Source organism: Bifidobacterium sp. MSK.13.1 (genome assembly GCF_019131435.1).
Taxonomy (GTDB): domain Bacteria; phylum Actinomycetota; class Actinomycetes; order Actinomycetales; family Bifidobacteriaceae; genus Bifidobacterium; species Bifidobacterium pseudocatenulatum.
In genome coordinates, this window is the sequence record NZ_JAHOMM010000001.1 from 593147 (window position 1) to 616547 (window position 23401).

Genomic DNA, 23401 nt, shown 5'->3' on the forward strand with positions numbered 1-23401 from the left:
CCGTTTGCCGACTTCTCCCGCTTCACAACCGCTGTTCATGTATTCCACCGTCGTTTCCGATGTGGGTACCGTACGTTCCAACAACCAGGATTCCGCGTTCGCCGGCGAGCATCTGATCGCCATCTGCGATGGCATGGGAGGCCATGCGGGAGGCGACACCGCCTCCACCATCGCCATCCGTTCATTGGCGCATATCGAGCAAGACAACGTGCAGGGCGATGTCCAGATTATCGCCCACATGATGGAAACCTCGGTTATGGCCGCGCATGACGCGATCGTTGGCAAAGCGAAGCGCGAACGTCGTCTCGCGGGCATGGGCACCACCGTCACGTCGGTCGCATTGGTGGCCGGATATTGGGTTTTGGCGCATATCGGCGATTCCCGCGCATATCTGCTGCATGACGGCCGTCTGATCCGCATGACGTCCGACCACAGCTACGTGCAGCATCTGATCGACACCGGCCGCATCAGCGAGGCCGAGGCGCGCAACCATCCGCAACGCAACGTCGTGATGCGCGTTCTGGGTGATTTCGATATCGATTCGAGTCCGGACATCGCCATACGCAAGGCACATCCGGCCGACCGCTGGCTGCTCTGCTCCGACGGTTTGTGCGGCGTGCTTGAGGATTCCACATTGCAGGAGGTGCTGTCCGCCTGCTCCGATCAGGAGGAGTGCGCGCAACAGCTGGTTTCGATGGCGCTTCGTGCCGGCAGCACCGACAACGTCACCGCGGTCATCGCCGACGCGACGCTCGCCCTTGACGCGGACGCGTTCGACCTGCCGCATCAGACGCCGTTGGTTGGCGGCGCGGCCAGCGCAAGCCTTGAACCGATCGCCGACATCATCAACGAGCCGGTCGCATCCGCTCCCGCACTGCGCGAGGGCAAGAAGTCGCCGGCCGCCCGTGCCGCCGCACTGCGCAACGGCAAAAATCCCAACGAGGACGACAATCCTCCGGAACAGCGCGTGGCGCAACCGTCCACGGTACGCGAGGAGAACGGCGACCGCACCAATCCCGACACCGGTGAAATCCCCGTCGTACAGAAGGACGACGGCCGCATTTCCGCCGATCCGAACGATCCGGAAGTCGCCAAAGCCATCCGCAACGAGCATATCGAGCAGCGCAAAACGAAGCGCACGCGCACCCGACGCAACCGTGTGATCGCCATCATCGTCACCATCGTGGTACTGCTGGGACTGGCGGGCGGCGCGTTCGCAACCTACCGTTGGAGCCAAACCAAGTACTACATCGGCGACGACAACGGCGAAGTGGCGATTTTCCAAGGCGTGCCGACAAGCCTGTTCGGCTTCCAGCTGTCGCACGCCGTCACCGACACTCATATGAAGACGAGCGAACTGCCGCCAAGCTGGCAGGAACAGCTTGCGCAGGGCATTTCCTTCGACACGTACGGCGAGGCGAAAACGCATACGCGACTGATCAAAAAGCAGCTGAAGCAACAGCAGGACGAAGCCGCGCAGAAGGAACAAGACAAGGCAAACGGCGAATCCGACAACAAATCCTCTGGTACGACTTCCGACAAGTCGTCGGGCAAATCAGACAAATCGGACGACGCTTCGGCAAACAAGTCAGGCGGTGACCAGTCATGATGGCAACCCGTCTGAAGCAATTCGGCCTGCTGCTGTTCAGCATGCTGATTTGCGGCGTCGCGTTCTTCCAGATGTTCGAACGCACCACCGGCGGTTTTCCGCAGAATTATTTGTGGATGCTCGCTTTTGTCGGCGCATTGTTCCTGACTTCCTGGGGATTGCCGCTGCGTTTCCAGCCGTATGCCAACCAGGCGATCATGTGTTGTGTGATGGTGCTGACTGGCACCGGCATCATGATGATCGCCCGCATCGACCAGGATTCGAACACGTCCGTCGCGTTCAAACAGTTGCTTTGGCTGTCGATAGCGCTGGTTTTGGCGAATCTGCTGGTGATCTTCATGAAGGATTACCGTGTGCTGAGGCGGTTCTCGTACGTCAGCATGGTGATCGGTTTGGTGTTGCTGCTGTCACCGATGCTTCCGGTGATCGGTTCCGAACAGTATGGCGCGCGCATTTGGGTGAAGATTCCCGGTTTGGGATCGTTCCAGCCAAGCGAGTTCGCGAAGCTGTTCCTCGCGTTTTTCTTCGCCTCCTACCTGTATGACCACCGCGACCAGCTGGCGGTCGGTGGCAAGAAGGTGCTGGGCCTGCAGCTGCCGCGCATCAAGGATCTTGGGCCTATCATCGTGGTGTGGATCGTGTCGATGGGCGTGCTGGTCGTGCAGCATGATTTGGGCACGTCGTTGATGTTCTTCGCCATGTTCGTGTCCATGTTGTACGTGGCCACGGGGCGCACCAGTTGGATTGTGATTGGTTTCATCGCGTTCGCCGTGGGCGCGTTCGCCGCGGCCAATATTTTCAGCCATGTCGGCGCGCGCGTCGACGCCTGGCTGCACCCGTTCGACTCGGCGCAGTACAACAAGGAGTACGGCGGATCCTACCAGCTCGTCACGGGTATTTTCGGCCTGGCATCAGGCGGCTTGATGGGCACCGGCCTTGGGCAAGGTCACCCGTCGCTCACTCCGATCGCCAACTCCGACTACATCTACGCGGCACTTGGCGAAGAGCTGGGCCTCACCGGTCTGATGGCCATTCTGATGCTCTATCTGCTCATCATCGCCGCCGGGATGATCACTGCGATGAAAATCAAGGATGGGTTCGGCAAGCTTCTCGCATCGGGCCTCGTGTTCACCATGGCCTTCCAGGTGTTCACCGTGGTGGGAGGCATCACGTTAGTCATCCCGCTTACGGGTTTGACTCTTCCGTACATGGCCGCCGGCGGATCCTCACTCATAGCGAATTACATGTTGGCAGCACTCCTAGTGGTGATTTCCAACTCGGCGAACAAACCCGAATCCGATATCGATAGCGACACGTTCCAATATGAGGCGATGCAGGCGCTGCGCGCCCGCAAGCAGAGCCGCGCCCGCAGAAGCGTCGCCTCCGCGCAATCGCAGGCCACTGAAATCATCTCCACGGAGACGCCGGTTTCAGGCACGCCAGTCGTACCACCCGCTCCCCCATCGGGCACTCCGAACGTATCGGACAGCATGTCAGAGGGGAGCCAAGCATGAATAAGTCACTCCGCCAACTCTTCACCATCGTGGTGGCGCTGTTCGTCATCCTGGGCATGTCCACCACCATCATCACGGCGATTCGCGCGAACCAGCTCAACAACGACCCGCGCAACACCCGCGCCCTCTACCACGAGTATGGCGCTCCGCGCGGTGCGATCCTCGCTTCGGACGGCTCCGTCATCGCCAAATCCGACCCTTCGAACGACGCGTTCTCCTACCAGCGTTCCTATACCGCCGGCGAACTGTACGCGCCGGTCACCGGCTTCTTCTCGATCAGCCAACGCGGCTGGAACGGTATCGAAGCGTCGCGTAGCTCGCTGCTGTCGGGCCAATCCGACCAGCTGGTATGGCAGCGGTTCAAATCGCTGTTCACCGGCCAGGAAAACAAGGGCGCGACCATCGAAACGTCCATTGATCCGAAAATCCAGCAGGCCGCCTACAACGGTCTTGCCAACAATGACGGCGCGGCCGTGGCCATCGAAGTGAAAACCGGTCGTATTCTCGCCATGGCAAGCACGCCAAGCTACGACCCGAACCAGCTGGCGAGCCACGACACGTCCGAAGCGAACGGCAATTATTCCACGCTTTCGCAAGACGAGTCGAATCCGATGCTCAACCGTGCCACCTCGCAGCTGTATCCTCCGGGATCCACGTTCAAAACGGTGGTGGCGGCGGCCGCGCTGGAAACTGGCGAATACCAGACCGACACCGAGATTCCGGCCGGATCGAGCTACACGCTTCCGGGCACGGTCACACAGTTGACGAACGCGGTGTCGCAGGCCGACGGTTCGGACGGCAAGATCACGTTGGAAGACGCGATGGCGTATTCGTCGAACACCGCGTTCGCCCAGCTGGGCGTGGCTTTGGGCGATGACAAGGTGTCGTCCATGGCCAAGAAGCTTGGTTTCGACAGTCCGATCACGGTTGACGGATCCGATTCCACGGGCACGCCGTGGATGAGCGTGGCGTCGAAGTTCCCGACCGACACGACCGACGACAAGCTCGCTTTGGCGTCCATCGGCCAAGGAGACACCGTGGTGACTCCGCTGCAGAACGCGCTGGTGGCGGCCGCCGTGGCGAACGGGGGCAAGGTCATGCAGCCGACGCTGGTGGATCGCGTGCGTTCCTCCGACCTGTCTGTTATTTCGCAGACCAAGCCGCAGGTGATGAGCCGCGCGTTCAGTTCGGGCACCGCCAACAAGCTCACGCAGATGATGGAGGCGGTGGCCACCAAGGAGAACCCGAATCTGGCCATCGACGGCGTGCAGGTGGCTGCGAAAACCGGCACCGCGCAGATCGGTGACGGCAATACGTCCATCGACGGCTGGGTGGTCGGCTTCGCCCCGGCGGACGATCCGAAGATCGCCGTTGCCGTGGTGGTACACAATGTGGATTTGTATGGCTCGTTCGCGGCGGGTCCGATTATGAAGGCGATGATGCAGGAGGCGCTGGCAGAGTGAAACTGATTGAAGGACAGCTCATCCACCGACGCTACAGGTTGGATGCCCGTCTGGCCCAGGGTGGCATGGGCGAAGTATGGAAAGGCTATGATATCCAGTTGGGTCGTCCCGTGGCCATTAAGGCGTTGCGCGGCGACTTGGGCGTCACGCAGGAGGCCAAGCTGCTTCGCCTGCGTGCGGAAGCGCATAATTCCGCCAATCTTGCACACCCGAATATCGCTGCGTTGTTCGAATATTACGAACATGACGGCATCGGCTTCCTCGTTATGGAGTACGTGCCCAGCAAGTCGCTGGCCGACCTGTTCCACGAGCAGAACGGCCCGATGGAGCCGACCCGTCTGCTGCCGATTCTCATCCAGACCGCGCGTGGCCTGTTCGTCGCCCATTCGCATGGCGTGATCCACCGCGATGTGAAGCCGGCGAACATCATGGTGTCCGATTCCGGTGAGGTGAAGATCACCGATTTCGGCGTCTCCTACTCCACCAATCAGGAGCAGATCACGCAGGATGGCATGGTGGTGGGAACCGCACAGTACATTTCCCCGGAGCAGGCGCAGGGCCAGCATGCCACGCCTCAATCCGATATCTATTCGCTTGGCGTCGTCGCCTACGAGGGCCTGTGCGGGCATCGTCCGTTCACGGGCGCCACGCCGGTTGACATCGCCGCAGCCCATGTCAACAATCCGGTTCCGCCGCTGCCTGACTCCGTCGATGTGCAGCTGCGTGAATTCGTCATGTCGATGCTGGCCAAGGATCCCCTTGACCGTCCGAAGGACGCGTTGACGGTGTCGCGCACATTGTCCCGCATCGAACGCCGTCTGCTCGACCAGCAGACACAACTGGCTGACACGATGGTGGTGCCTACAGGTGGAAGGCTTCCGCGCCGCGTGGTCAGCAGACCTCATATCTCCTTGATCACTGATGGGAAGGAACAGGGATGAACATCAACATGCCTACCTCTTTGGCTGGTGGACGTTACCAGCTCGGCCAACTGGTCGGCCGTGGCGGCATGGCCGAAGTGCACGTGGCGCTCGATACGCGTCTTGGGCGCACCGTCGCGGTCAAGATCATGCGCGCCGACTTCGCCAACGACAAGATCTTCCTTGAGCGTTTCCGTCGCGAAGCCCATTCCGTGGCGCAAATGAACAATCCCAACATCGTGAACATCTACGATTCGGGCGAGGAAGTCGTCGCCACGGAAACCGGCCAGACCGAACATCTGCCGTATCTGGTGATGGAGTATGTCAAGGGCCAGACCTTGCGCGACATTCTCAAAGTGAATGGCGCTTTGAGCCAGCGCGACGCCGAACAGGTAATGATGGGCGTGCTCAATGCGCTCGAGTATTCGCACCGCATGGGCATCATCCACCGCGACATCAAGCCCGGCAACATCATGATTTCCGAGCAGGGCGTGGTCAAGGTCATGGACTTCGGCATCGCCCGCGCGCTCGACGATTCCGCCGCCACGATGACGCAGTCGCAGGGTGTGGTCGGCACCGCGCAGTATCTGTCTCCCGAGCAGGCGCGCGGCGAAAGCGTCGACATGCGTTCTGACCTGTATTCCGCAGGTTGCGTGCTGTATGAAATGCTTACCGGAAGGCCGCCGTTTACCGGCGATTCCGCAGTGGCGATCGCCTACCAGCATGTTTCAGAGGTCGCCACTCCCCCAAGTTCGGTTGTTCCAGGATTGCCGAAGATGTGGGATTCGATTTGCGCGAAAGCGATGGCGAAGGATCGTCAGAACCGTTACGCCACGGCTTCCGAATTCAAGAACGATCTGCTGACGTTCATGAACGGCGGTGTGCCGATGGCGGCCGCATTCAATCCGTTGACCGATCTGACCAATATGAAGGCACGCAAGCAGGCCGAAATGACCGCGAATACCGTGGCCATGACCCCTGCCGGCGAAACGGCCGCGACGCAGGCGTTCAATCCCGTCACAGGCCAGTTCGAGGCCGTGCCGAACCCGCAGAACGGCGTTGCCACGAAAACCCGTGCGGAACAGCGTGCGGAGGCCGCGAAGGCACGCAAGAAGAAGCAGATCATCATCGGCTCCGTCGTGGGCGGTCTGGTGGCTTTGCTGGTCATTCTGGGTGTGTTCTTCATGCTGAACAAGAGCGACTCCACAGCCGACATGGTGGAAGTACCTGATTTCACCGCCACGGCGAATATTTCCGAGGCGCGCGTCGAAGAGCAGCTCGCAGCCAAAGGCCTGAAGCTCGACGCCCGCGAGGATTCCGATTCGAGCAAGCCGAAGGGCACAATCACCAAGCAGAATCCAAGGGGCGGCAAGAAGGTCGCCAAGGGCTCCACGGTTTCCGTATGGTTCTCCACCGGCCCACAGTCGGTCGCGGTGCCGGATGTGTCGAACAAGAGCCAGGACGATGCGAAGTCCATTCTTGAGGCCGCCGGTTTCAAAGTGGGCAACGTGCGCACGGTCGACAATGCCTCCATCGAAAAAGACAAGGTGGTAAGCACGGATCCTGCCGCCCATTCGAAGCAGACCAAGGGCACGATCATCACGCTGTACATTTCGTCCGGCATGACCAAGATTCCCGACAATCTGATAGGACAGCCGAAAGACACGGTTATCGAGCAGCTGAAGCAGGCCGGTCTGACGCAGATCACCATCGAAAGCGAATATTCCGATTCCATCGCTTCCGGCGCCGTCACCCGCGTCGAGCCGGGTGTTGGAAGCACGGTCGAGGCCGGTACCGCGGTCACGATTTGGGTGTCTACCGGCAAGCAGCAGATCAGCGTGCCGTTCGTTACCCACTCCACGCTGGCCGAGGCGAAAAGAATTTTGCAGGTCGCCGGATTCCAAGTGAGTGTAAACGGGCCGCAGGATGACGATGCAATCGTCGAATCGATGTCTCCGAATGGCGGCAGCCAAGCCGACAGCGGATCGACCATCACACTGACCACCAAGAAGTCATCCAGCGACACCCCTAACACCGACATGAGCAATAACAACAACAGCAACAACAACAGCGGAAACAGCACCACTCCCGGCGAAGGCAACTGATCGATTGCCACAACCGCGATAGCCGCCATAATTCACGATGAAGGCCCGACTGGAAATCCCCAGTCGGGCCTTCATGCTTACGATTGCGTTTTACGACACTCACGTTTTTCTGAGATTCGTTCCCGATTTTTTCGCGCGGTTCACGTATTTCGTGATTCCCTACAGCTCTTATGTTTCGCGTGTTTCCGCGTTTTGCACCTTGCGTTTTCGTGTCTTCAGGCCGCGACCTTCGGCTGCAATCCGGCGGAACGCTCCACCGCGTTCTCCTGCCCGCACACCTTCAGCCAGTTCGCAAGCAATCGGTAGCCGTCCTGCGTCATCACGGATTCGGGGTGGAACTGCACCGCGTACATCGGCTTGCTGCAATGTTTGATGCCCTGCACGATGTGGTCGACCTGCGTCCACGCGGTCACCACCAGCTCTTCCGGCACGGAATCGGGCTCCACGGCCAGCGAATGGTAGCGGGTGGCGGTCATCGGATTGGCGACGCCTTCGAAGATCTCATCGTCGATATGCTCCACCAAGCTGGTTTTGCCGTGCATGATGGTCGGCGCGTGGCTTACGGTCGCGCCGAACACTTCGGCCAGCGCCTGCATGCCGAGGCACACGCCGAACATGGGCTTGGACTGCTCCGCGCACAGGCGAATCATGCCTTCGCTGGCGCCGGATTCCGCCGGAGCACCAGGCCCTGGGGAGATCAGCACGCCGTCATATTCGTCGATTACACCGTCCTCGCCCGGGTCGATCGCATCGTTGCGCACCACCGTCACCGTGGCACCCAACGTCTTCAAATATCCGACGATCGTGTACACGAACGAATCGTAGTTGTCCACGACCAAAATGCGTGCGGAATCGGTCATCATGCTCCTATCAACGTCGGAATGTCGGCGTTCGAATGCTTCGAATACTTACGTTGCGCGAATATTTGCGTTTGCATAGCAGTGTACGTGCGCAACATGTCGTGACGCGGCACGCGTCTCACGCAGCAATCGCAGCAATCGTGATAATCGCAGATCGCAGCAATCGCTTTCACGTCTGCCAGCAAAACTGCCAGCAGACCGCCGGAAGGCACCTGAATACAGCTTTATATGGCCGTGTAATTCGACATTTCCTGCAATGCCGGAATATTCGTCGCAGCCCACGGGAACAGCCATTCAAAGCACGATGCGGCCGCCGCGAAAATCAGCAACGCCATGAGCACAAGTCGAATCGGAAGCACACCCGGCTGCAATCGCATCAATCCGCAGTACAAGCTGAATTCCGGCTTTTCGCGGCGTCCTGCGCGCACGTCGGCGAGATACGGCCAACGCCATGCCACCAGCGCGGAAAGGAAGATGATCGCATATGCGGCGAGCGCGCCGAGAATCCACGGTTTGAGTGAGCTGACGGATGCGACGATCGACGATTTTTCGTTGTTGACGAATTTGACTTTGCCGTTGGAGTCGGTGGAGGCGAGCTCCTGGGGGATGCCGTCGGACACCTTCGCCCAGTATGAGAATTCCGCGTAGCTGATCCAGCGGTGTGTCGGCGTGGAGTATTTCGGTTCGCATGTGGTCATGGTCAGCATGCGTTTGGTTGGCGTCGCGCCGGGGTTTTCGGGGTTGGCGGCGACCACTTCGATGTCGGTCGGCAGCACGATTTTGTAGCTGGTGTAGTGGTAGACGTACCAGTAATCCTGCGTGCGCACGATGATCGGGTCGCCTTCCTGCAGTTTGTCGACGTCGCCGAGTGGCTGTCCGTAGCCGTTGCGGTGCCCTGCGAAGGCGAAATTGCCGACTTGGCCAGGCATTTGCGAATCCTTGTAGTGGCCGAGTCCGTGCTTGTTGAGTTCGGTGAGAGAGGTGCCTTCAACGAGGTTGCGCTGCCATTGGCTGCCGAATCGCGGAATGTAGACCTGGGCGATGAGCTCGCCTTCCTGTGCGCTTTGCGGTTGCGCTGGCGGGTCGCCTTCCTGCGCTTGCGCAATGGTGACGCTGTCGGATTGGCCGGGGTCGGACCATGATACGGATTGGCGTGTTTCGATTTGGTTGTGTTCGGCCTGCACGCCCGTCCACCACATTTGCCATGCGATGTAGAGCGCGCAGACGGCCGCCGCGGTCAGCATGAGTTCGGCGAGGATGCCAAGTATCGTCCAGACCACGCTTTTGCGACGCTGTTTTGGTGCCACGTGCTTCATCGGTTACTTCCCCTCTTGCGATTCCTGCGTTTCGTCCGTTTGCTGCGATCCGTCTGTTTCGTTGTTCATCGCCTGCGCGTATTGCAGCGGCTGTTGCAATGCGTCGGTCGCGTCGAAATGGAGTTTTTCTTTTTCGTCGACCTGCCATCCCAAGCCGAACGCGCTGACGTACTGCCGGTATATGGTCACTTCCTGCGAATTGTCGAGCGCCTTTTTCATTGTCTCGACCGGGCCGATCGCGGAAATGGTGAATGGCGGCGAATACTTTTTGCCCTGCAAAAGCAGCACGTTGCCGGAACAGCGCACTGCGGAATTGAACAGCACACGCTGGTCCATGATCATCATGGATTCCGCGCCGCCCGCCCAAAGCGCGTTCACCACGGCTTCGACGTCTTGCTGGTGCACCACGTAATCGTTGATGTTGGAGGTGGAGCCGCTGGAATCGACCATGTTTTCCCAGAGTGGCGAATCGTCGAGCGTCACCACGAGTCCGGGGCCTTCCACCGCGGGCAGCATGGTGCCGTTGCCGGCGCTTTCGCTGTCTTGCTGGTCGGCGTCGTCCTGGCTGTTCAGGGTTTTGCTCAGATCGTTCACGCGGGAGCTGAGCGCGTCGACTTCCGTCTGCAGGGAGTTGACTTTTTTCACGCGTTGTTCCACGAGTTCGGCGGTGTCGTTGGTCACCACGACGGAACGGTTCACGCGCAGATTCGTGGCGAGCAGGAATCCGGAGAACATGAGCACAAGGAATGCCGCCACTCCGGCCGCTTTCGACCGTTTCGCGGTGTGCTTGCCGGTGTGCTTCGCCATGCGGACCTTCCTGATTCCCATTAAGCATTTGCTCTGATTATGAACAGTTTTGCGCTGTGAGTTCGCCGCTTTCGAGTCTACCCACTATTATGACTTTTAGCCTATTAAAGGAGACTATGCTGATGGCTGACGAAGAGCTGCACGAAACCACCGCGGACGATCAGAACGATCTGCAGTCCACGGACGACACCGCTGCCGTTGAAGAGAGCAACGAAACCGTTCAGGATGCCGCTGAGGAAACCACCGTCGATTCCACTTCTGACGAATCCGCTGATTCCGACGACGATGACGATCACGACATTCCGATGGATCGCGTCGAAGCGGTGCTGAACGCTACCGCCGATAAGGACTCCCTGAGCCCGCAGATGCAGCGCATGATGAACCGTCAGGCGGAGAACACCCGCCGCGTGGAGGAAACCATCAAGGGCACCAAGTCCAATCCACGCTGGTTCGTGCCGCTGTTCTGCGCGCTGATGATCATCGGTCTGATCTGGGCGGTCGTCTACTACCTGACTTCCGACTACCCGATTCCGAACATCGGCGCGTGGAATCTGGCCATCGCATTCGCGATCATCATGATCGGATTCATCATGACCATGTGGTGGCGCTAAAGCGTAGTTTCGCCTTTCCTGCGATTTGAGGGCGTCTGTACAACGTGCGGTCAGACGCCCTTTTCACATGCCCTTTTACGATTATCTCGCAATCTTTTCGTAGGTTTCACGCTCTTTCGCAAACGTACGCGGTCTTTCGCGACTGCCTTGCCAATCCCGGTTCGCCTGTTTCTTTTTTCGATTCCGGTTTGTTTTTCAGATTTTCGACGTGCGCAGCAGCACATGATCGCAGCCCTGCATGGTAGTGCCGAACAGATAGACCGGACCACCGTCGGCAAGCTTCAATTTCTTGCGTAGCTGCGGTGCGGTAAGCGGGAAGTTACGTACCGCGATATTGGCCTGTTTCGTGCCATTCAGCAGTCGTTTTATATCCTTTTTATTCATGCCGCCGATCGCTTCAATCGCGAATCCTCTGCCGGGAAAATCGGCAACCGGCGTTGCCGACACGAAAAGGTGACTGCTTGGACCGACCTGCGTCACACCGAATCGTTCCTCCACCAGATCGAAGCAACCGGCCTTCATAATCGACGCATTCGGCTCATACAAGTAGTTTTTCGCCTCCGGCAGCGGTTTGCCGCCAATGCGCAGGCCCTGCGTATATGCGGCGGAATCATAGTCGATCCGCTGATTGTCGTTCACGCAGAACACGCACGGCGCGGATGGTTCCTCATGCACCTGCTGACCCAATACCAGCAACAGTTCCTTGCATTCGTTGCCGGTGGCCACGATATGCACTTCGCGTACGGCCCCGTCGAAATCGGCGACCGCCTTGCGCCAATCCAACATCGGCGAAAGCTTGACCAGCGTGTACTGCGATTTGGCGAGCAACAGGTCACGCAATTCGAACACGTTCGGCGTGCAATCCTCGATCGCGTAAGTGCGCGATCCATGCTCGTCGCGGCGGGCCGGATCAAGGTAGATGAAGTCCACCGGACCCATCTGCCTGAGGTATTCCACGCCGTCGCCGCACACGATGCGCGCCTGGTCGAGTCCCAGTGCGGCCATATTGTGTTCGGCCAGATCGCACAGATGCCGCTGCCGTTCCACATAAGTGGCTTGGCTGAATCCGCGCGCCAGATACGAGAAGTCCACGCCGAACCCGCCCGTCAGATCCACCATCGCCCTTTTCGCCACCAATGTGTCCGATTCTGGCGAATCGGACATCCACGCGCCCATTTTCATCTCTTGCGTGTCCGATTCTGGAGAATCGGACAACTGGAACGCACTTTTTGCCGTTTGCATGACCGATTCGGCAGAATCGGACAACTGTGGCTCACTTTTCGTGGTTTGGTTGTCCGATTCTCCAGAATCGGACACTCTGGCGCGCACGGTTGCGGCCGGCGCGAGCAGGGTTTGTGCGATTTCTGACTTGTATTGGGCTGTGAACTGCGATGAGCACTGTTCCATGGAAATGTGCGGAGGGTATACGATTCCCTCGCAGGAGGCCCATTGTGGCAGTTTTTTGCGTGCGATCTGCCATCCGGCAATCTGGTCGAGCGCCAACGGCAGGTCGAGCCCTTCCACACGTTTGGCCTTCAACGCCAGTTCGCGCACATCCTCGTTGCGATGCATCGCCACGAATTCGCGCGTCTCGTCATTCATGATTGTCATTGGTGACGTACCTGATTTCGTTGTGTTGATTCGTCGTCATTCTGGGGATTTTCTGGTTTCACACGATGTGGATAAGTCGTGGATTATTGTGGACGAATGTGGATAGCGTCTATATCTTGTAGGCAGTTTTATGACCGTCCACAATATATAGGATGGTGTTTTTCCCCATTTTTCCACTATGCACAGTCGGGTTATCCACATTTTCCACCGTTGAAAAGCCGGGGAATCCACCGTTTTGTGAATATCCTTGTGGATAATGCACCGAGTTATCCCCGACTTACCCACAGCTCAACCCTCACTTATCCACACACTTATCCACATTTGTGGATAAGTGTGTGTCTGCAATTCCCCAAATCTGTTTTTTCTCCTGCCTGCCAACTAGAAGAACATGCCAAGAAGGGGGTTTGCGCGAAGTGGATTGCTCATATTGCATGCGACAACAATCGCAATAATCACGGCCAACATGATTACGCCGTACATCAGCGTGCGCTGCTGCAGGCTTTTGCCGCGCAACGCGTGCAGACCGGAAACCAGCAGCCAGGTGAACACTCCTCCGATGATGAATCCGCCGACATGCGCCTGCCATGCGATGTTCGGCGTGATGATTGGCATCAGGAAGTTGATGAGCATCCAGATCAGCATGGATCGAATGTCGATGCCAATGCGCTGGTATACCACCAGAATTGCCGCGAACAGGCCGAATAGCGCGCCGGAAGCGCCGTATGCGGATGTCAGCCAACCGTCTTGCGAGAACAGTGCCCAGACCATCATGCCGGCGCTTCCGCCGAGTCCTGACAGCACGTATAACGCGAGATATGGCAGATGCCCCATCATGCGTTCCAATACAGGCCCGACGCACCACAAGGTCAGCATGTTGAAAAGAATGTGCCATAGGGAGGCCGGCTGGTGCAGGAACATTGACGTAATGAAGGTCCATGGGCGGTGAGTCGCCAGCGCGGGCATGAATACGCCTGAGCCGACGAATGCGTTGCAGCCGGTCGGCCAGACGATTTTCAATAGTGTTTCGACAATCCAGACCGCGACGCATATCGCCATGATCGTAACGGTGATCACAGGATCGCCGTTACGCCAACGGTATCGCATGGAACGTGCAGAGAAGAAGTCTTTGAACGACGGGGAATCGGGAAACAGACTGAAACGTTGATAAGCCATGTTTCAACCCTACTGGAACGTGCGAATCCGCGAATCTGCGAAATCATTGCAAATGATTGCATTCTTGTGAATCCCCGGCGCGTAAATCCACCCAATCAACACATTCAAGGAATTAATATAGTGAACAGAGTTGGCTTGAACGAGCAGGTCAGCCAATGTTCGCCGATATTTGGGAAAGGATCCGTCATGGAGAACAAGTCTTCTAACGGTTGGAAGTTCTTCGCACTGCTCTTCGGAGCTTTGCTTGCCGGTGTCGTCGGTCTGTATGTGTACAAGCAGCAGAATCCGGATTACGATCCGTGGGAGGAGCCATGGGAGAACAGCTCGTCTCCTGTCGATCTTGGCCTGACCAAGGAAGCCGAGGATGGCGAAGCCGAGGTCGCTCCCGCCACCCCAGAAGCTGCCTGATTTCTCTTTCTTTCAAGCCCTGCGCCCCACGCGCAGGGCTTTTTGTTTTGCCCTGGAAAACGAAAAGGGACGATTCCAAAACGGAATCGTCCCTTCGTCATCACGCCCTATCTAACGCTACGAGTCATACATCACGCGATAATTCACGTCACATATGGCCCGTGCGAAGCGAAAGTAATGACGAGCGCAGTATCACAAGGCGTGGAAGGCGCAAGCGTACGAAGATACGTCAAGCCTTCCACAACGCAGATAACGCCCCGTCATTACTTGAGCGGACCGGTCATCCAGATACGCTCGAGGTAATCCTCCATCGAGCGGTCGGAGCTGAAGTAGCCCGAGTTCGCCACGTTGATGAGGGCCTTGCGGTTCCATTCGAGCGGCTGGGCGTAGAGGGCCTCGATTTCCGACTGGATGGCGGTGTAGGCGCCGAAGTCGGCGAGGGTCATGAACCAGTCCTTGGTGAGCCAATCGTGGACAAGGTCTTCGTACACGGTCTTGTCGCCGTTGGAGAAGGTGCCGTCCGCGACCATGTCGATGGCGGCTTTGAGACGAGGATCGGCCTCGTAGTACTTCTTCGGATCGTAGCCTTCGGCATAGAGGGCATCCACCTCGTCGACGGTCATGCCGAAGAGGAAGAAGTTCTCAGCGCCGACGCGCTCACGGATTTCGACGTTGGCACCGTCGAGGGTGCCGACGGTCATGGCGCCGTTGAGAGCGAACTTCATGTTGCCGGTACCGGAGGCTTCCTTGCCGGCCTGGGAGATCTGCTCGTCGAGGTCGGTTGCCGGGATGAGGTGCTGTGCGAGACGCACGTTGTAGTTCCACGGGAAGTAGACGTTCAGCTTGCCCTTGACATCCGGGTCGTTGTTGATGACGCGGGCGACGTTGTTGATCAGCTGGATGGTCTGCTTGGCGAGGTAGTAGCCCGGAGCGGCCTTGGCGCCGAACACGATGGTGCGCGGCATGACATCGTCGGCGGCGACCTTGCCGGACTTGATGTCGGCGTAGCGTGCGATCACGGCGAGGATCTTCAGTGCCTGACGCTTGTATTCGTGCAGACGCTTGACCATGGTGTTGATCATGGTGTTCGGGTCGATGTCGAAGCCGTATTCGCGCTTGGCGTAGTTGGAGAAGTCAACCTTGTTGGCCTGCTTGACGGCGGCGAACTTCTTGACGAATTCGTCATCGGCTGCGAGCGGTTCGAGGCCCTTGAGCAGTTCGAGGTCGCTCACCCACTTGTCGGTGCCGAGGCCTTCGGTGATGAGGTCGGACAGACGCGGGTTGGCGAGCTTGACGAAGCGGCGAGGGGTCACGCCGTTGGTCACGTTGGTGAACTTGTCCGGATACACGTCGGAGAAGTTCTTCAGGGTGACGTCCTTGAGCAGCTGGGAGTGCAGCTCGGCAACGCCGTTGACGTGGGAGCCGCCGTAGGTGGCCAGGTAGGCCATGCGCACGGAGTCGCCGGTGTAGATGGCCATGTCCTTGATGGTGGCTTCGTCGACGCCCTTGGCCTTGAGCTCGGCTGCGAACTGGTCCTGGATCTTCTCGATGATTTCGAGGTGACGCGGCAGGAGTTCGCCGATGAGCTTGGACGGCCACACTTCCAGGGCTTCCGGAAGCAGGGTGTGGCAGGTGTAGTTGAAGGTCTTGTTGGTGACGGTCCAGGCGGTGTCCCAATCGTAGCCGTACTCGTCCATGAGGACGCGCATGAGCTCCGGAATGCCGATGACCGGGTGGGTGTCGTTGAGCTGGAAGGTGATCTTGTCCGCGAAGGTGGTCAGATCCGGCTTGTCCTGACCCGGGTAGAAGACGCGGATGGCGTCGTGGATGGAGGCGGACACGAAGAAGTACTGCTGCTCGAGACGCAGTGCCTTGCCCTGCGGGGTGGAATCTTCCGGATACAGGATCTTGGAGATGTTCTCAGCTTCAACCTGAGGCTTGACGGCGTCAAGGTACTCGGACTTGTTGAAGGTGAGCAGGTCGAACTCGTCGTAGCTCTTGGCGGTCCACAGACGCAGGGTGTTCACACGGCCGGAGGCGTAGCCCGGAACCATGTAGTCGACCGGCACCGCACGCACGGACCAAGCCGGCTTCCATACCTTCTTGCCATCTTCCTCAACGACTTCGCCGCCGAAGGAAACCTTCTGGTCGCGGTTGTAATCGATGTGTCCCCACGGCTCTTCATTGGTCAGCCAGTAGTCCGGGGTTTCGATCTGCTTGCCGTTTTCATCGAACTTCTGCTCGAAGATGCCGTACTTGTACTGAATGCCATAACCGAATGCCGGCACGCCCAGCGAGGCGAGCGAATCAATGAAGCAGGCGGCCAGACGGCCGAGGCCACCGTTGCCGAGGCCCGGCTCGTGCTCGGCGTCGACGACGTCCTGCACGGAGAAGCCGAGTTCCTTGACCGCGGCGTCGAACTGCTCGGTCAGACCGGCGTTGAGCAGCGCGTTGCGCAGCTGCTTGCCCATCAGGAATTCTGCGGACAGGTAGCCGACTGCCTTGGTGTTGCCGTTGACCATGTCGGACTGGGTCTTGAACCAGGAATCCATGAGGTGGCGGCGCACTGCGGCGGACGCGGCGACGTACACGTCGGCCGGCTTGGCCTGCTCGACGGTGACGCCCTGGGTGTACTTCAGCTGCTCGCGGATCTCGTCTGCGAACTGCTCCGCGGTGACCGCGGACTTCGGTGCGGTAATTTCAGTCATTAATCGACTCCCTTTGACGGATTGCTCTCCAGGAACATTATGCCTTACCCCAGCGTCCTTGCATTAGCGGCCGCATGAACACTAAGTAACATCATGCATACGTTCTCATACATAGCATACTACGTAATCATAAAAAGATGAAATTTCAAGCAATTACAAGCAAGCATTCGTTTGCAGAAATAATGCAAACCGGCTGCAAAAACGTTGCGAGCAACATGCAAACGACATGCAACAACATTGCGAACGCTGTCAAGAATCGCAAGTATTTTCCCTCTCTTCACACCCCTATTCAGTTGTGACTACGTTGTCTGCAACACCCCATCATAGTCGCTCGCAAACGGCAAAATAACACGTATGGCTGTTATTCGAGAACAAGATCTGCATAAGGGGCATGACGCATTTGCACAATGGCTGCAAACGTCTCATCGCATGATCGCCGACAATATTCCCGCAAATACCGACGCGGCCCGCGATTTCCGTCTGGAATTCTCTCCACGATTGCCACGCCAGCTGTGGGCGATGGCGGTGCGCTACTCGCTGCATCTGCTGGAGAAAAAAGCGCCCGGGGCGGGCGTGGAAGTTCGTGTCGCGCCGTGGGGTGCCATCAAGATTCTCGACGGACCGGCATCCGATCCGCATAATCTCACACCGCCGGACGTGATCGAACTGGAACCGGACGTGTGGATGAGACTCGCCACGGGCATCACCAGCTGGGCTGAGGAGAAGGAGGCAGGACGCATCACGGCCGTTGGCGAACGCGACGATTTGAGTAGCTTGCTGCCGTTGGTGTGACAGGCTGCGAGAAGACCGTCACAGGCGCAAAAACGCATAGCAAAACCGCGATGTGGATACACCTGGCAGGCATATCCGCATCGCGGTTTCACAAAGTACCTGATATGCCGATCAGTCCTGCTTCTTCGGCTTCAGTGCGCTGGGCATCGGCATCGGGATGGGCTTGTGTGGCTTCGGCGCGGCGGACTTGGCTGCCGGGAACTCTCCGCTCGTGGCCTTCGCCGCCGCCTCTGCGGCCCACTTTGCATACTCGTCGAGGTCATCCTCGGCGTCGGTTTGCGCGGACTCCTGAGCATCTTCAGAAATCTCATCTTCAGCGTCCGCATCGTGAGAATATTTTGCTTCGATATCGGCGAAAGGATCAAAAGAACCCGAACCAGGCTCCTGGGCACCGAGCTCCTTGGCGAGCTCATCATAATCGGTGTCGGTGGTCAGGTACTTGAGCTTTCGGGCTATTTTCTGCTGTTTGGCTTTCTGACGTCCGCGGCCCATCTGACCCCCTGAGGATTACTGTGCTATCAATTCATCAAACAAGAGAGTACCACTTGCTGTGCCATATTTCGTTGTCGGCTCAGACTTTTACGATAAAATCGCTGATTTTCTTAAGAAAAGGACACGTATGACGGACGAAACCCAGGAGCAGCAGATCACCGCTGTCGGCAATGAAATGAGCGCGAGCTTCCTCGCAGCGAAGAAGCGTTCCGACGCAACGCTCGCCGCAATCGAACAGAATCCGGGCAAGTTCACCATGCTTACCGGCGACCGTCCGACCGGACGTCTGCATCTCGGCCATTATTTTGGTTCGATTCGTGAGCGCGTCGCCATGCAGAATCGCGGCGTGAATTCGAATATCATCATCGCCGATTATCAGGTGATCACCGATCGTGACACGACCGAGCATATCGAAGACAATGTGCTCAATTTGGTGCTTGACTACATGGCTGCCGGCATCGATCCGGAAAAGACCATGATCTTCACGCATTCCGCCGTTCCTGCGGAGAACCAGCTGATGCTGCCGTTCCTGTCATTGGTGACTGAGGCCGAACTGCATCGCAATCCTACGGTGAAGTCGGAAATGGAAGCTTCCGGCCATGCGCTGACCGGCCTGCTGCTGACTTATCCGGTGCATCAGGCATGCGACATTCTGTTCTGCAAGGCCAATGTGGTGCCGATCGGCAAGGATAACCTGCCGCATGTCGAGATCACGCGCACCATCGCGCGTCGTTTCAACGAACGCTACGCCAAGAAGCATCCGGTGTTCCCCGAGCCGGCCGCGATTCTGTCTGAAGCGCCGGAGATTCCAGGCTTGGATGGCCGCAAGATGAGCAAGTCGTACGGCAATTCCATCATGTTGGGCGCCACAGCGCAGGAGACCGCCAAGCTCATCAAGAAGAGTCCGACCGATTCCGAGCGCCGCATCACGTTCGATCCGATCGCACGTCCGCAGGTTTCCGCACTGCTGACGACCGCCGGTTTGGTCACCGGTCGCGATCCGAAGGAGATCGCCGAGGAGATCGGCGATTCCGGTGCGGGCGCGCTGAAGGCGTATGTGATCGAATCGGTGAACAGCTTCCTTGAGCCGCATCGCGCCCGTCGCGAGGAACTCGCCAAGGATATGGATTACGTGCGCGACGTGCTCGCCGAAGGCAACAAGAAGGCCAACGCCATCGCCAACGAAACGTTGGAGCAGGTGCGCGAAGCCATGGGCATGCGCTACTAAAGCTCCAGAAACGCCATAATCACGCTTTAAACAGCGTTTCAGCATCGACAAAGGCCGGATTGCGTATTGCGCAATCCGGCCTTTGTTGCGTTTGAGTGGCACGTGCCACATTATGTTTGATTAGATTTGCGCGCGCTTTTCGCCGGAAGCGATTTCCGCTGCGACCAAATCGTCATCCACCTTGCGGTCATCGGGATCATCAAGATAATGATCGAACTCGTGCAGCACTTCAGCATCGGGAGCCGGAGTCAGCAGCGACACCACCACAATGAACAGCAGCGAGATGATGAACGCCGGAAGCAGCTCGTAAATAGCGAAGACACCACCAAGCGGCTTGATGAAATTATGCCAGATCAGCACGGTCGCAGTACCGGAAAGCATGCCCGCAATCGCACCGAATTTATTGGTACGACGCCAATACAGCGAACACAGCATCAGCGGACCGAACGAAGCGCCCAAACCGGCCCATGCATACGAAACAACCTGGAAAATCGACGAATTCTGATCGAACGCAACCACAATGCCGAAAATGAACATAACCAGCAATGTGATGCGCGCAACCATCATCACCTGACGATCGGTGGCCTTGCGATAGAGCAATCCGCGGAAAATATTCTCACCGACCGCGGAAGCGCCGATAATCAGGTATGACGACGACGAACTCATGGACGCGGCGAAAATGCCCGACACCACGATGCCGCACATGAAGCTCGGCAGCAGCGCCTGCGAAACCACGATGAAAATGTTCTCCGCAGCGGACTGCGTGACGAACTGCGTCGGCATCATCGCACGGCCAACCAAACCGATGCACACGCCGCACGCCAGCGACACCACACACCATGTAGTGGCGATGATACGGGACTTCTTGATCTCTTCGGAACTGCGGATTGACAGGAATCGCACGAGCACCTGCGGCATGCCGAAATAGCCAAGACCCCACGCAAGCATGGAAATCATGGTGATCACGCCGTATTCGGTAGGCGCGCCGAACATGGCCTGGCCAGCCTTGACAATCTGCTCGCCGGCATCGTTCAGAATCGGCGTGGCCATTTGCGTGCCGTCAAGGAAGCCTGGAATGCCTTTGAGGAAGGCGACGGTGTTGTCGACGCCGCCGACGGATGCGACGGAACCGATGAACACCACTGCCAGCGCGAAGAACATGAGCAAGCCTTGGATGAAGTCGGTCACGACCACGGAAAGATAGCCTCCGATCACGGTGTAGGCGAACACGATGGCAGCGCCGATCACCATGGTCAGGTGGTAGTCCCAGCCGAACAGGGTCGAGAAAAGTTTGCCGACCGTCACGAAGCAGCTACCGACATACACACAGAAAAATACGAGGATGATCAGCGCCGCGATGGTGGAGACGATATTGCGTTTGTCATGGAATCGTTTGGAGAAGAAGTCCGGAATGGTGATCGCGTCACCTGCCACCACGGAGTAGCGGCGCAAACGGCGTGCGACGAGCTTCCAGTTGAGGTAGGTGCCGAGAGCCAGGCCGAGGGCCGTCCACAGCGGGTCGGCGGCACCGGTGAAGTAGGCGACGCCCGGCAGTCCCATGAGCAGCCAGCCGCTCATATCGGAGGCTTCGGCGCTCAATGCCGTCAGCCATGGACCAACGCCTCGACCACCCGCGAAATACTGACGAGTGGAGGAATTGGACCGCTTGGAGTAGATGAAGCCGATGGTGAGCATGGCCACAAAATAGATGACCATCGCCAGCAGCACCCAAAAATCTTTGGTAACCATGAATTCTCTCTTCTTAGATTGCTAGCCGAATTTCTTTCGAATCTCTTTCTTCAAATCTCTGTCGAAACGAATTTCTTTCGAATCTCTTCTGAAAAAAATATGCGATTGTCCCAATGTACCGGTCGAACATTGCGACAATCGCATTTATCTCATTTACGCGCCCAAATGCCGAAACGGATCAAATATCGTATCTCCAAGACTTATCGGTGATAACGCGAGCCATGGCTAGACCGATCGGCAGACAGATAATCACCATGAACGCGCGGAAAGCCCAGTCGAGGGCGTTCAAGGTGTCGAATTGGCCGAGGTGGAACATGGCTTGATACATGTACAAACCGGGAACCATGATCACGATGGACGGCACGGTCAGGCAGATGCGCGGGTAGCCGAGATGCGGGGCGAGCCAGCTGCGATGAACCGCAGAACGCCATGCGGAGGCAAGCAGGCCTGCGAGCAGTGCGCCGATGAATGCGCCGGCTTCGGCGGGAACGCCCATGTCAACGATTTCCAAACGCAAGGTGTCAGTAATGGCGCCAATGGTGGCGGCGACAAGGCACATGCGCTGCGGCGAGTTGAACATGGTGGAGAAGCCCCAGACGCCGATGAATGCGAACACGAAACGCAACAGGCAATTGACAACCGGATTGAGTCCCAACGGCTCGAATCCTTCCGGATTCAAATGCACGATCGAAGCGACCATCCAGCCTGCGAGCGTCGCCATCAAAATAATGCACAACACGTACGCAACGCGCTGAATGCCTGACGGAAAATCAATTTTCGCCATATCAAGTCCACCCGTAATCAGCGGGAATCCAGGAATCACAAACAGCATGGCACCGATGTAAGCCGTATCATGCTGCAATGCGACGGGCTCGAAAATACCAATCAATCGCAGGGTGCCCGTACAGGCGAGTGCCGCGACGGCCACGCATACGAATGTCACGAAGAACTGGTTGAGGTGGTGGGCGAACAGGCGGCGGCGCAGCCAGTGGCCAAGTCCCGCGCCGATGAACGCGCCAATCATGTCGAAGGGACCGCCGCCAAGCAGGAACACGAAGGATGCGCAGGCGCAGGCCGAGGCGAATCCCGCAAATGCCGGCGAATACAGGGGCTTGCGTCGTTCGATCATGTCGAGTCGTTCGTGGGCTTGGCGAACGGTGATGCCTTGCGATTGGTCCGCTTCTTTTCCGACGTGGTCGAAATGCTCGGCGTATTGACCTTTTGGCGGCTTGTGATTGCGATTTTTGCGCGCTTTTTTCGTGGTCGCTTCGCTTGACGTAACGTTGGCCGTACCGGCAGTTTCACGCTTGGTTTCACGTTCGGCTTCACGTTCACCGCGATTATGCTGCTCGCTTGCCGCTTCGATGTCACGCAAGTGCAACGGCTGCGCGGTGGTATCGGTCACTTCGGCACGTTCCGTCACCATTTCCAGCGCGTCGAGCACGGGATCGTCAGATCCCTCCTGATTCTGTTCGGCTTTCTGACGTTCGCGAAGACGCTTCGACAGGTCAGCCGACACCTGCGACGCATCACGCTTGTCGAGATGCTGCATAAGCCCTTCGGACACGTCGGATTGGCTGTGGTACATCGATCCTTTGCCGAGGTTCACGTTGAACCAGTCAGCGAAGTGTTCGAGCAGCCAAATGCGTTCCGTGTTGACGCCGGTGGTTGGCAGGTCGACGACTTCGGTGATACGGTCTTTGCCGTCGGTGCAGGAGGCTTCGATGTCGGTGAGGTTCACGTCGGCGCGCACGTGCACGCCTAGCGGATAGGCGATGCGGTGCATCATTTCGCGTACGCGGAAGCTTCCGGTGCCCGCGCCGAGATCGAGCATGCCGACGCGTACGATCACGCTGGCTTTTGCTGCGATTCCCGCTTCAGCGACCGGCTTGTCCCAATCCCGTTCGATATCTTCCATATCGAGCGGAATGGAGTGTGTATGGAATTTGCTGACGGCCGAAGCGCTTTTTTCCGCGCTATCGAAATTCGTCTCATGTTCATGTTCGTATTGTGCGCTCACAAGTTCAGGTCTAAC

18 protein-coding genes are annotated in these 23401 nt (G+C 57.9%); 9 read left to right on the forward strand and 9 right to left on the reverse strand.

The genetic code is table 11. The annotated features are described in order from the left end of the window. The first annotated feature begins 4 nt into the window (after window positions 1-4). Genes KSY55_RS02455 through pknB form a run of 5 tightly spaced genes read left to right on the forward strand, consistent with a single transcriptional unit; the run spans window position 5 to window position 7611 of the window. Window positions 5-1609 (forward strand): PP2C family serine/threonine-protein phosphatase, encoded by a 1605-nt coding sequence (locus KSY55_RS02455; protein WP_033524170.1) that lies wholly within the window; start codon window positions 5-7, stop codon window positions 1607-1609. Then, window positions 1606-3123 carry an FtsW/RodA/SpoVE family cell cycle protein gene (locus tag KSY55_RS02460; protein WP_065434967.1) on the forward strand — a complete coding sequence of 506 codons (1518 nt, stop codon included), beginning with the start codon at window positions 1606-1608 and terminating at the stop codon, window positions 3121-3123. Before KSY55_RS02455 ends, KSY55_RS02460 begins: the two co-directional genes overlap by 4 nt. Beyond that, entirely contained in the window at window positions 3120-4586 is a 1467-nt protein-coding gene (locus KSY55_RS02465; RefSeq protein WP_117502396.1) for a penicillin-binding protein 2, read from the forward strand. Before KSY55_RS02460 ends, KSY55_RS02465 begins: the two co-directional genes overlap by 4 nt. Beyond that, window positions 4583-5527, forward strand: coding sequence for a serine/threonine-protein kinase (locus tag KSY55_RS02470; RefSeq protein ID WP_033501551.1), 945 nt, complete (start codon window positions 4583-4585; stop codon window positions 5525-5527). The genes KSY55_RS02465 and KSY55_RS02470 overlap by 4 nt, the downstream gene beginning before the upstream one ends. Beyond that, on the forward strand, window positions 5524-7611 hold the full coding sequence (gene pknB / locus KSY55_RS02475; protein ID WP_065434968.1) for a Stk1 family PASTA domain-containing Ser/Thr kinase: 2088 nt from the start codon (window positions 5524-5526) through the stop codon (window positions 7609-7611). Before KSY55_RS02470 ends, pknB begins: the two co-directional genes overlap by 4 nt. A 215-nt stretch (window positions 7612-7826) precedes the next feature. On the opposite strand, the gene KSY55_RS02480 is transcribed toward pknB, so the two are convergent. The 3 genes from KSY55_RS02480 to KSY55_RS02490 all read right to left on the reverse strand — a co-directional run bounded on the left by KSY55_RS02480 (window position 7827) and on the right by KSY55_RS02490 (window position 10594). Next, entirely contained in the window at window positions 7827-8471 is a 645-nt protein-coding gene (locus tag KSY55_RS02480) for an aminodeoxychorismate/anthranilate synthase component II (RefSeq protein ID WP_065434969.1), read from the reverse strand. A gap of 224 nt (window positions 8472-8695) precedes the next feature. After that, window positions 8696-9787, reverse strand: a complete 1092-nt coding sequence (locus KSY55_RS02485; protein WP_065434971.1) for a class E sortase — start codon at window positions 9785-9787, stop codon at window positions 8696-8698. 3 nt (window positions 9788-9790) lie between these two features. Beyond that, window positions 9791-10594, reverse strand: a complete 804-nt coding sequence (locus KSY55_RS02490; protein WP_022245029.1) for a DUF881 domain-containing protein — start codon at window positions 10592-10594, stop codon at window positions 9791-9793. Between the two features lie 116 nt (window positions 10595-10710). Between KSY55_RS02490 and crgA the strand changes: the two genes are divergently transcribed. Then, window positions 10711-11205, forward strand: a complete 495-nt coding sequence (gene crgA, locus KSY55_RS02495) for a cell division protein CrgA (protein ID WP_072043183.1) — start codon at window positions 10711-10713, stop codon at window positions 11203-11205. Between the two features lie 195 nt (window positions 11206-11400). Here crgA and KSY55_RS02500 read toward each other — a convergent pair whose 3' ends face one another. Together KSY55_RS02500 and KSY55_RS02505 are read right to left on the reverse strand one after the other, a co-directional pair. Then, window positions 11401-12816, reverse strand: a complete 1416-nt coding sequence (locus KSY55_RS02500; protein ID WP_065434972.1) for a class I SAM-dependent methyltransferase — start codon at window positions 12814-12816, stop codon at window positions 11401-11403. 378 nt (window positions 12817-13194) lie between these two features. Beyond that, complete coding sequence (locus tag KSY55_RS02505; protein WP_065434973.1) at window positions 13195-13989, reverse strand: rhomboid family intramembrane serine protease; 795 nt, start codon at window positions 13987-13989, stop codon at window positions 13195-13197. A gap of 186 nt (window positions 13990-14175) precedes the next feature. Between KSY55_RS02505 and KSY55_RS02510 the strand changes: the two genes are divergently transcribed. After that, a complete protein-coding gene (locus KSY55_RS02510) occupies window positions 14176-14397 on the forward strand; it encodes a hypothetical protein (protein WP_065434974.1) in 222 nt (73 codons plus the stop codon). Between the two features lie 263 nt (window positions 14398-14660). On the opposite strand, the gene KSY55_RS02515 is transcribed toward KSY55_RS02510, so the two are convergent. Continuing rightward, window positions 14661-17105 carry a glycogen/starch/alpha-glucan phosphorylase gene (locus tag KSY55_RS02515; protein ID WP_065434975.1) on the reverse strand — a complete coding sequence of 815 codons (2445 nt, stop codon included), beginning with the start codon at window positions 17103-17105 and terminating at the stop codon, window positions 14661-14663. 354 nt (window positions 17106-17459) lie between these two features. Between KSY55_RS02515 and KSY55_RS02520 the strand changes: the two genes are divergently transcribed. Continuing rightward, window positions 17460-17897, forward strand: a complete 438-nt coding sequence (locus KSY55_RS02520) for a sterol carrier family protein (RefSeq protein WP_004222830.1) — start codon at window positions 17460-17462, stop codon at window positions 17895-17897. A 111-nt stretch (window positions 17898-18008) separates the two neighbouring features. Here the strand turns inward: KSY55_RS02520 and KSY55_RS02525 are convergent, their stop codons facing one another. Then, window positions 18009-18389 (reverse strand): DUF3073 domain-containing protein, encoded by a 381-nt coding sequence (locus tag KSY55_RS02525; protein WP_004222827.1) that lies wholly within the window; start codon window positions 18387-18389, stop codon window positions 18009-18011. Between the two features lie 127 nt (window positions 18390-18516). Between KSY55_RS02525 and trpS the strand changes: the two genes are divergently transcribed. Beyond that, window positions 18517-19617 carry a tryptophan--tRNA ligase gene (gene trpS / locus KSY55_RS02530; RefSeq protein ID WP_033501562.1) on the forward strand — a complete coding sequence of 367 codons (1101 nt, stop codon included), beginning with the start codon at window positions 18517-18519 and terminating at the stop codon, window positions 19615-19617. 120 nt (window positions 19618-19737) lie between these two features. Here trpS and KSY55_RS02535 read toward each other — a convergent pair whose 3' ends face one another. Continuing rightward, window positions 19738-21366: a sodium/proline symporter gene (locus KSY55_RS02535; RefSeq protein ID WP_065434978.1), complete on the reverse strand. Its 1629-nt coding sequence runs from the start codon at window positions 21364-21366 to the stop codon at window positions 19738-19740. A gap of 178 nt (window positions 21367-21544) precedes the next feature. After that, complete coding sequence (locus tag KSY55_RS02540) at window positions 21545-23284, reverse strand: threonine/serine exporter ThrE family protein (RefSeq protein WP_226559635.1); 1740 nt, start codon at window positions 23282-23284, stop codon at window positions 21545-21547. Between the last annotated feature and the right edge of the window lie 117 nt (window positions 23285-23401).

Bases quoted from the DNA above. Each gene is read 5' to 3' on its own strand.
- KSY55_RS02460 (WP_065434967.1), top strand. From the start codon at position 1,606: ATGATGGCAACCCGTCTGAAGCAATTCGGCCTGCTGCTGTTCAGCATG.
- KSY55_RS02465 (WP_117502396.1), top strand. From the start codon at position 3,120: ATGAATAAGTCACTCCGCCAACTCTTCACCATCGTGGTGGCGCTGTTC.
- pknB (WP_065434968.1), top strand. From the start codon at position 5,524: ATGAACATCAACATGCCTACCTCTTTGGCTGGTGGACGTTACCAGCTC.
- KSY55_RS02480 (WP_065434969.1), bottom strand. From the start codon at position 8,471: ATGACCGATTCCGCACGCATTTTGGTCGTGGACAACTACGATTCGTTC.
- KSY55_RS02485 (WP_065434971.1), bottom strand. From the start codon at position 9,787: ATGAAGCACGTGGCACCAAAACAGCGTCGCAAAAGCGTGGTCTGGACG.
- KSY55_RS02490 (WP_022245029.1), bottom strand. From the start codon at position 10,594: ATGGCGAAGCACACCGGCAAGCACACCGCGAAACGGTCGAAAGCGGCC.
- crgA (WP_072043183.1), top strand. From the start codon at position 10,711: ATGCTGATGGCTGACGAAGAGCTGCACGAAACCACCGCGGACGATCAG.
- KSY55_RS02500 (WP_065434972.1), bottom strand. From the start codon at position 12,816: ATGACAATCATGAATGACGAGACGCGCGAATTCGTGGCGATGCATCGC.
- KSY55_RS02505 (WP_065434973.1), bottom strand. From the start codon at position 13,989: ATGGCTTATCAACGTTTCAGTCTGTTTCCCGATTCCCCGTCGTTCAAA.
- KSY55_RS02510 (WP_065434974.1), top strand. From the start codon at position 14,176: ATGGAGAACAAGTCTTCTAACGGTTGGAAGTTCTTCGCACTGCTCTTC.
- KSY55_RS02515 (WP_065434975.1), bottom strand. From the start codon at position 17,105: ATGACTGAAATTACCGCACCGAAGTCCGCGGTCACCGCGGAGCAGTTC.
- KSY55_RS02520 (WP_004222830.1), top strand. From the start codon at position 17,460: ATGGCTGTTATTCGAGAACAAGATCTGCATAAGGGGCATGACGCATTT.
- KSY55_RS02525 (WP_004222827.1), bottom strand. From the start codon at position 18,389: ATGGGCCGCGGACGTCAGAAAGCCAAACAGCAGAAAATAGCCCGAAAG.
- trpS (WP_033501562.1), top strand. From the start codon at position 18,517: ATGACGGACGAAACCCAGGAGCAGCAGATCACCGCTGTCGGCAATGAA.
- KSY55_RS02535 (WP_065434978.1), bottom strand. From the start codon at position 21,366: ATGGTTACCAAAGATTTTTGGGTGCTGCTGGCGATGGTCATCTATTTT.
- KSY55_RS02540 (WP_226559635.1), bottom strand. From the start codon at position 23,284: ATGGAAGATATCGAACGGGATTGGGACAAGCCGGTCGCTGAAGCGGGA.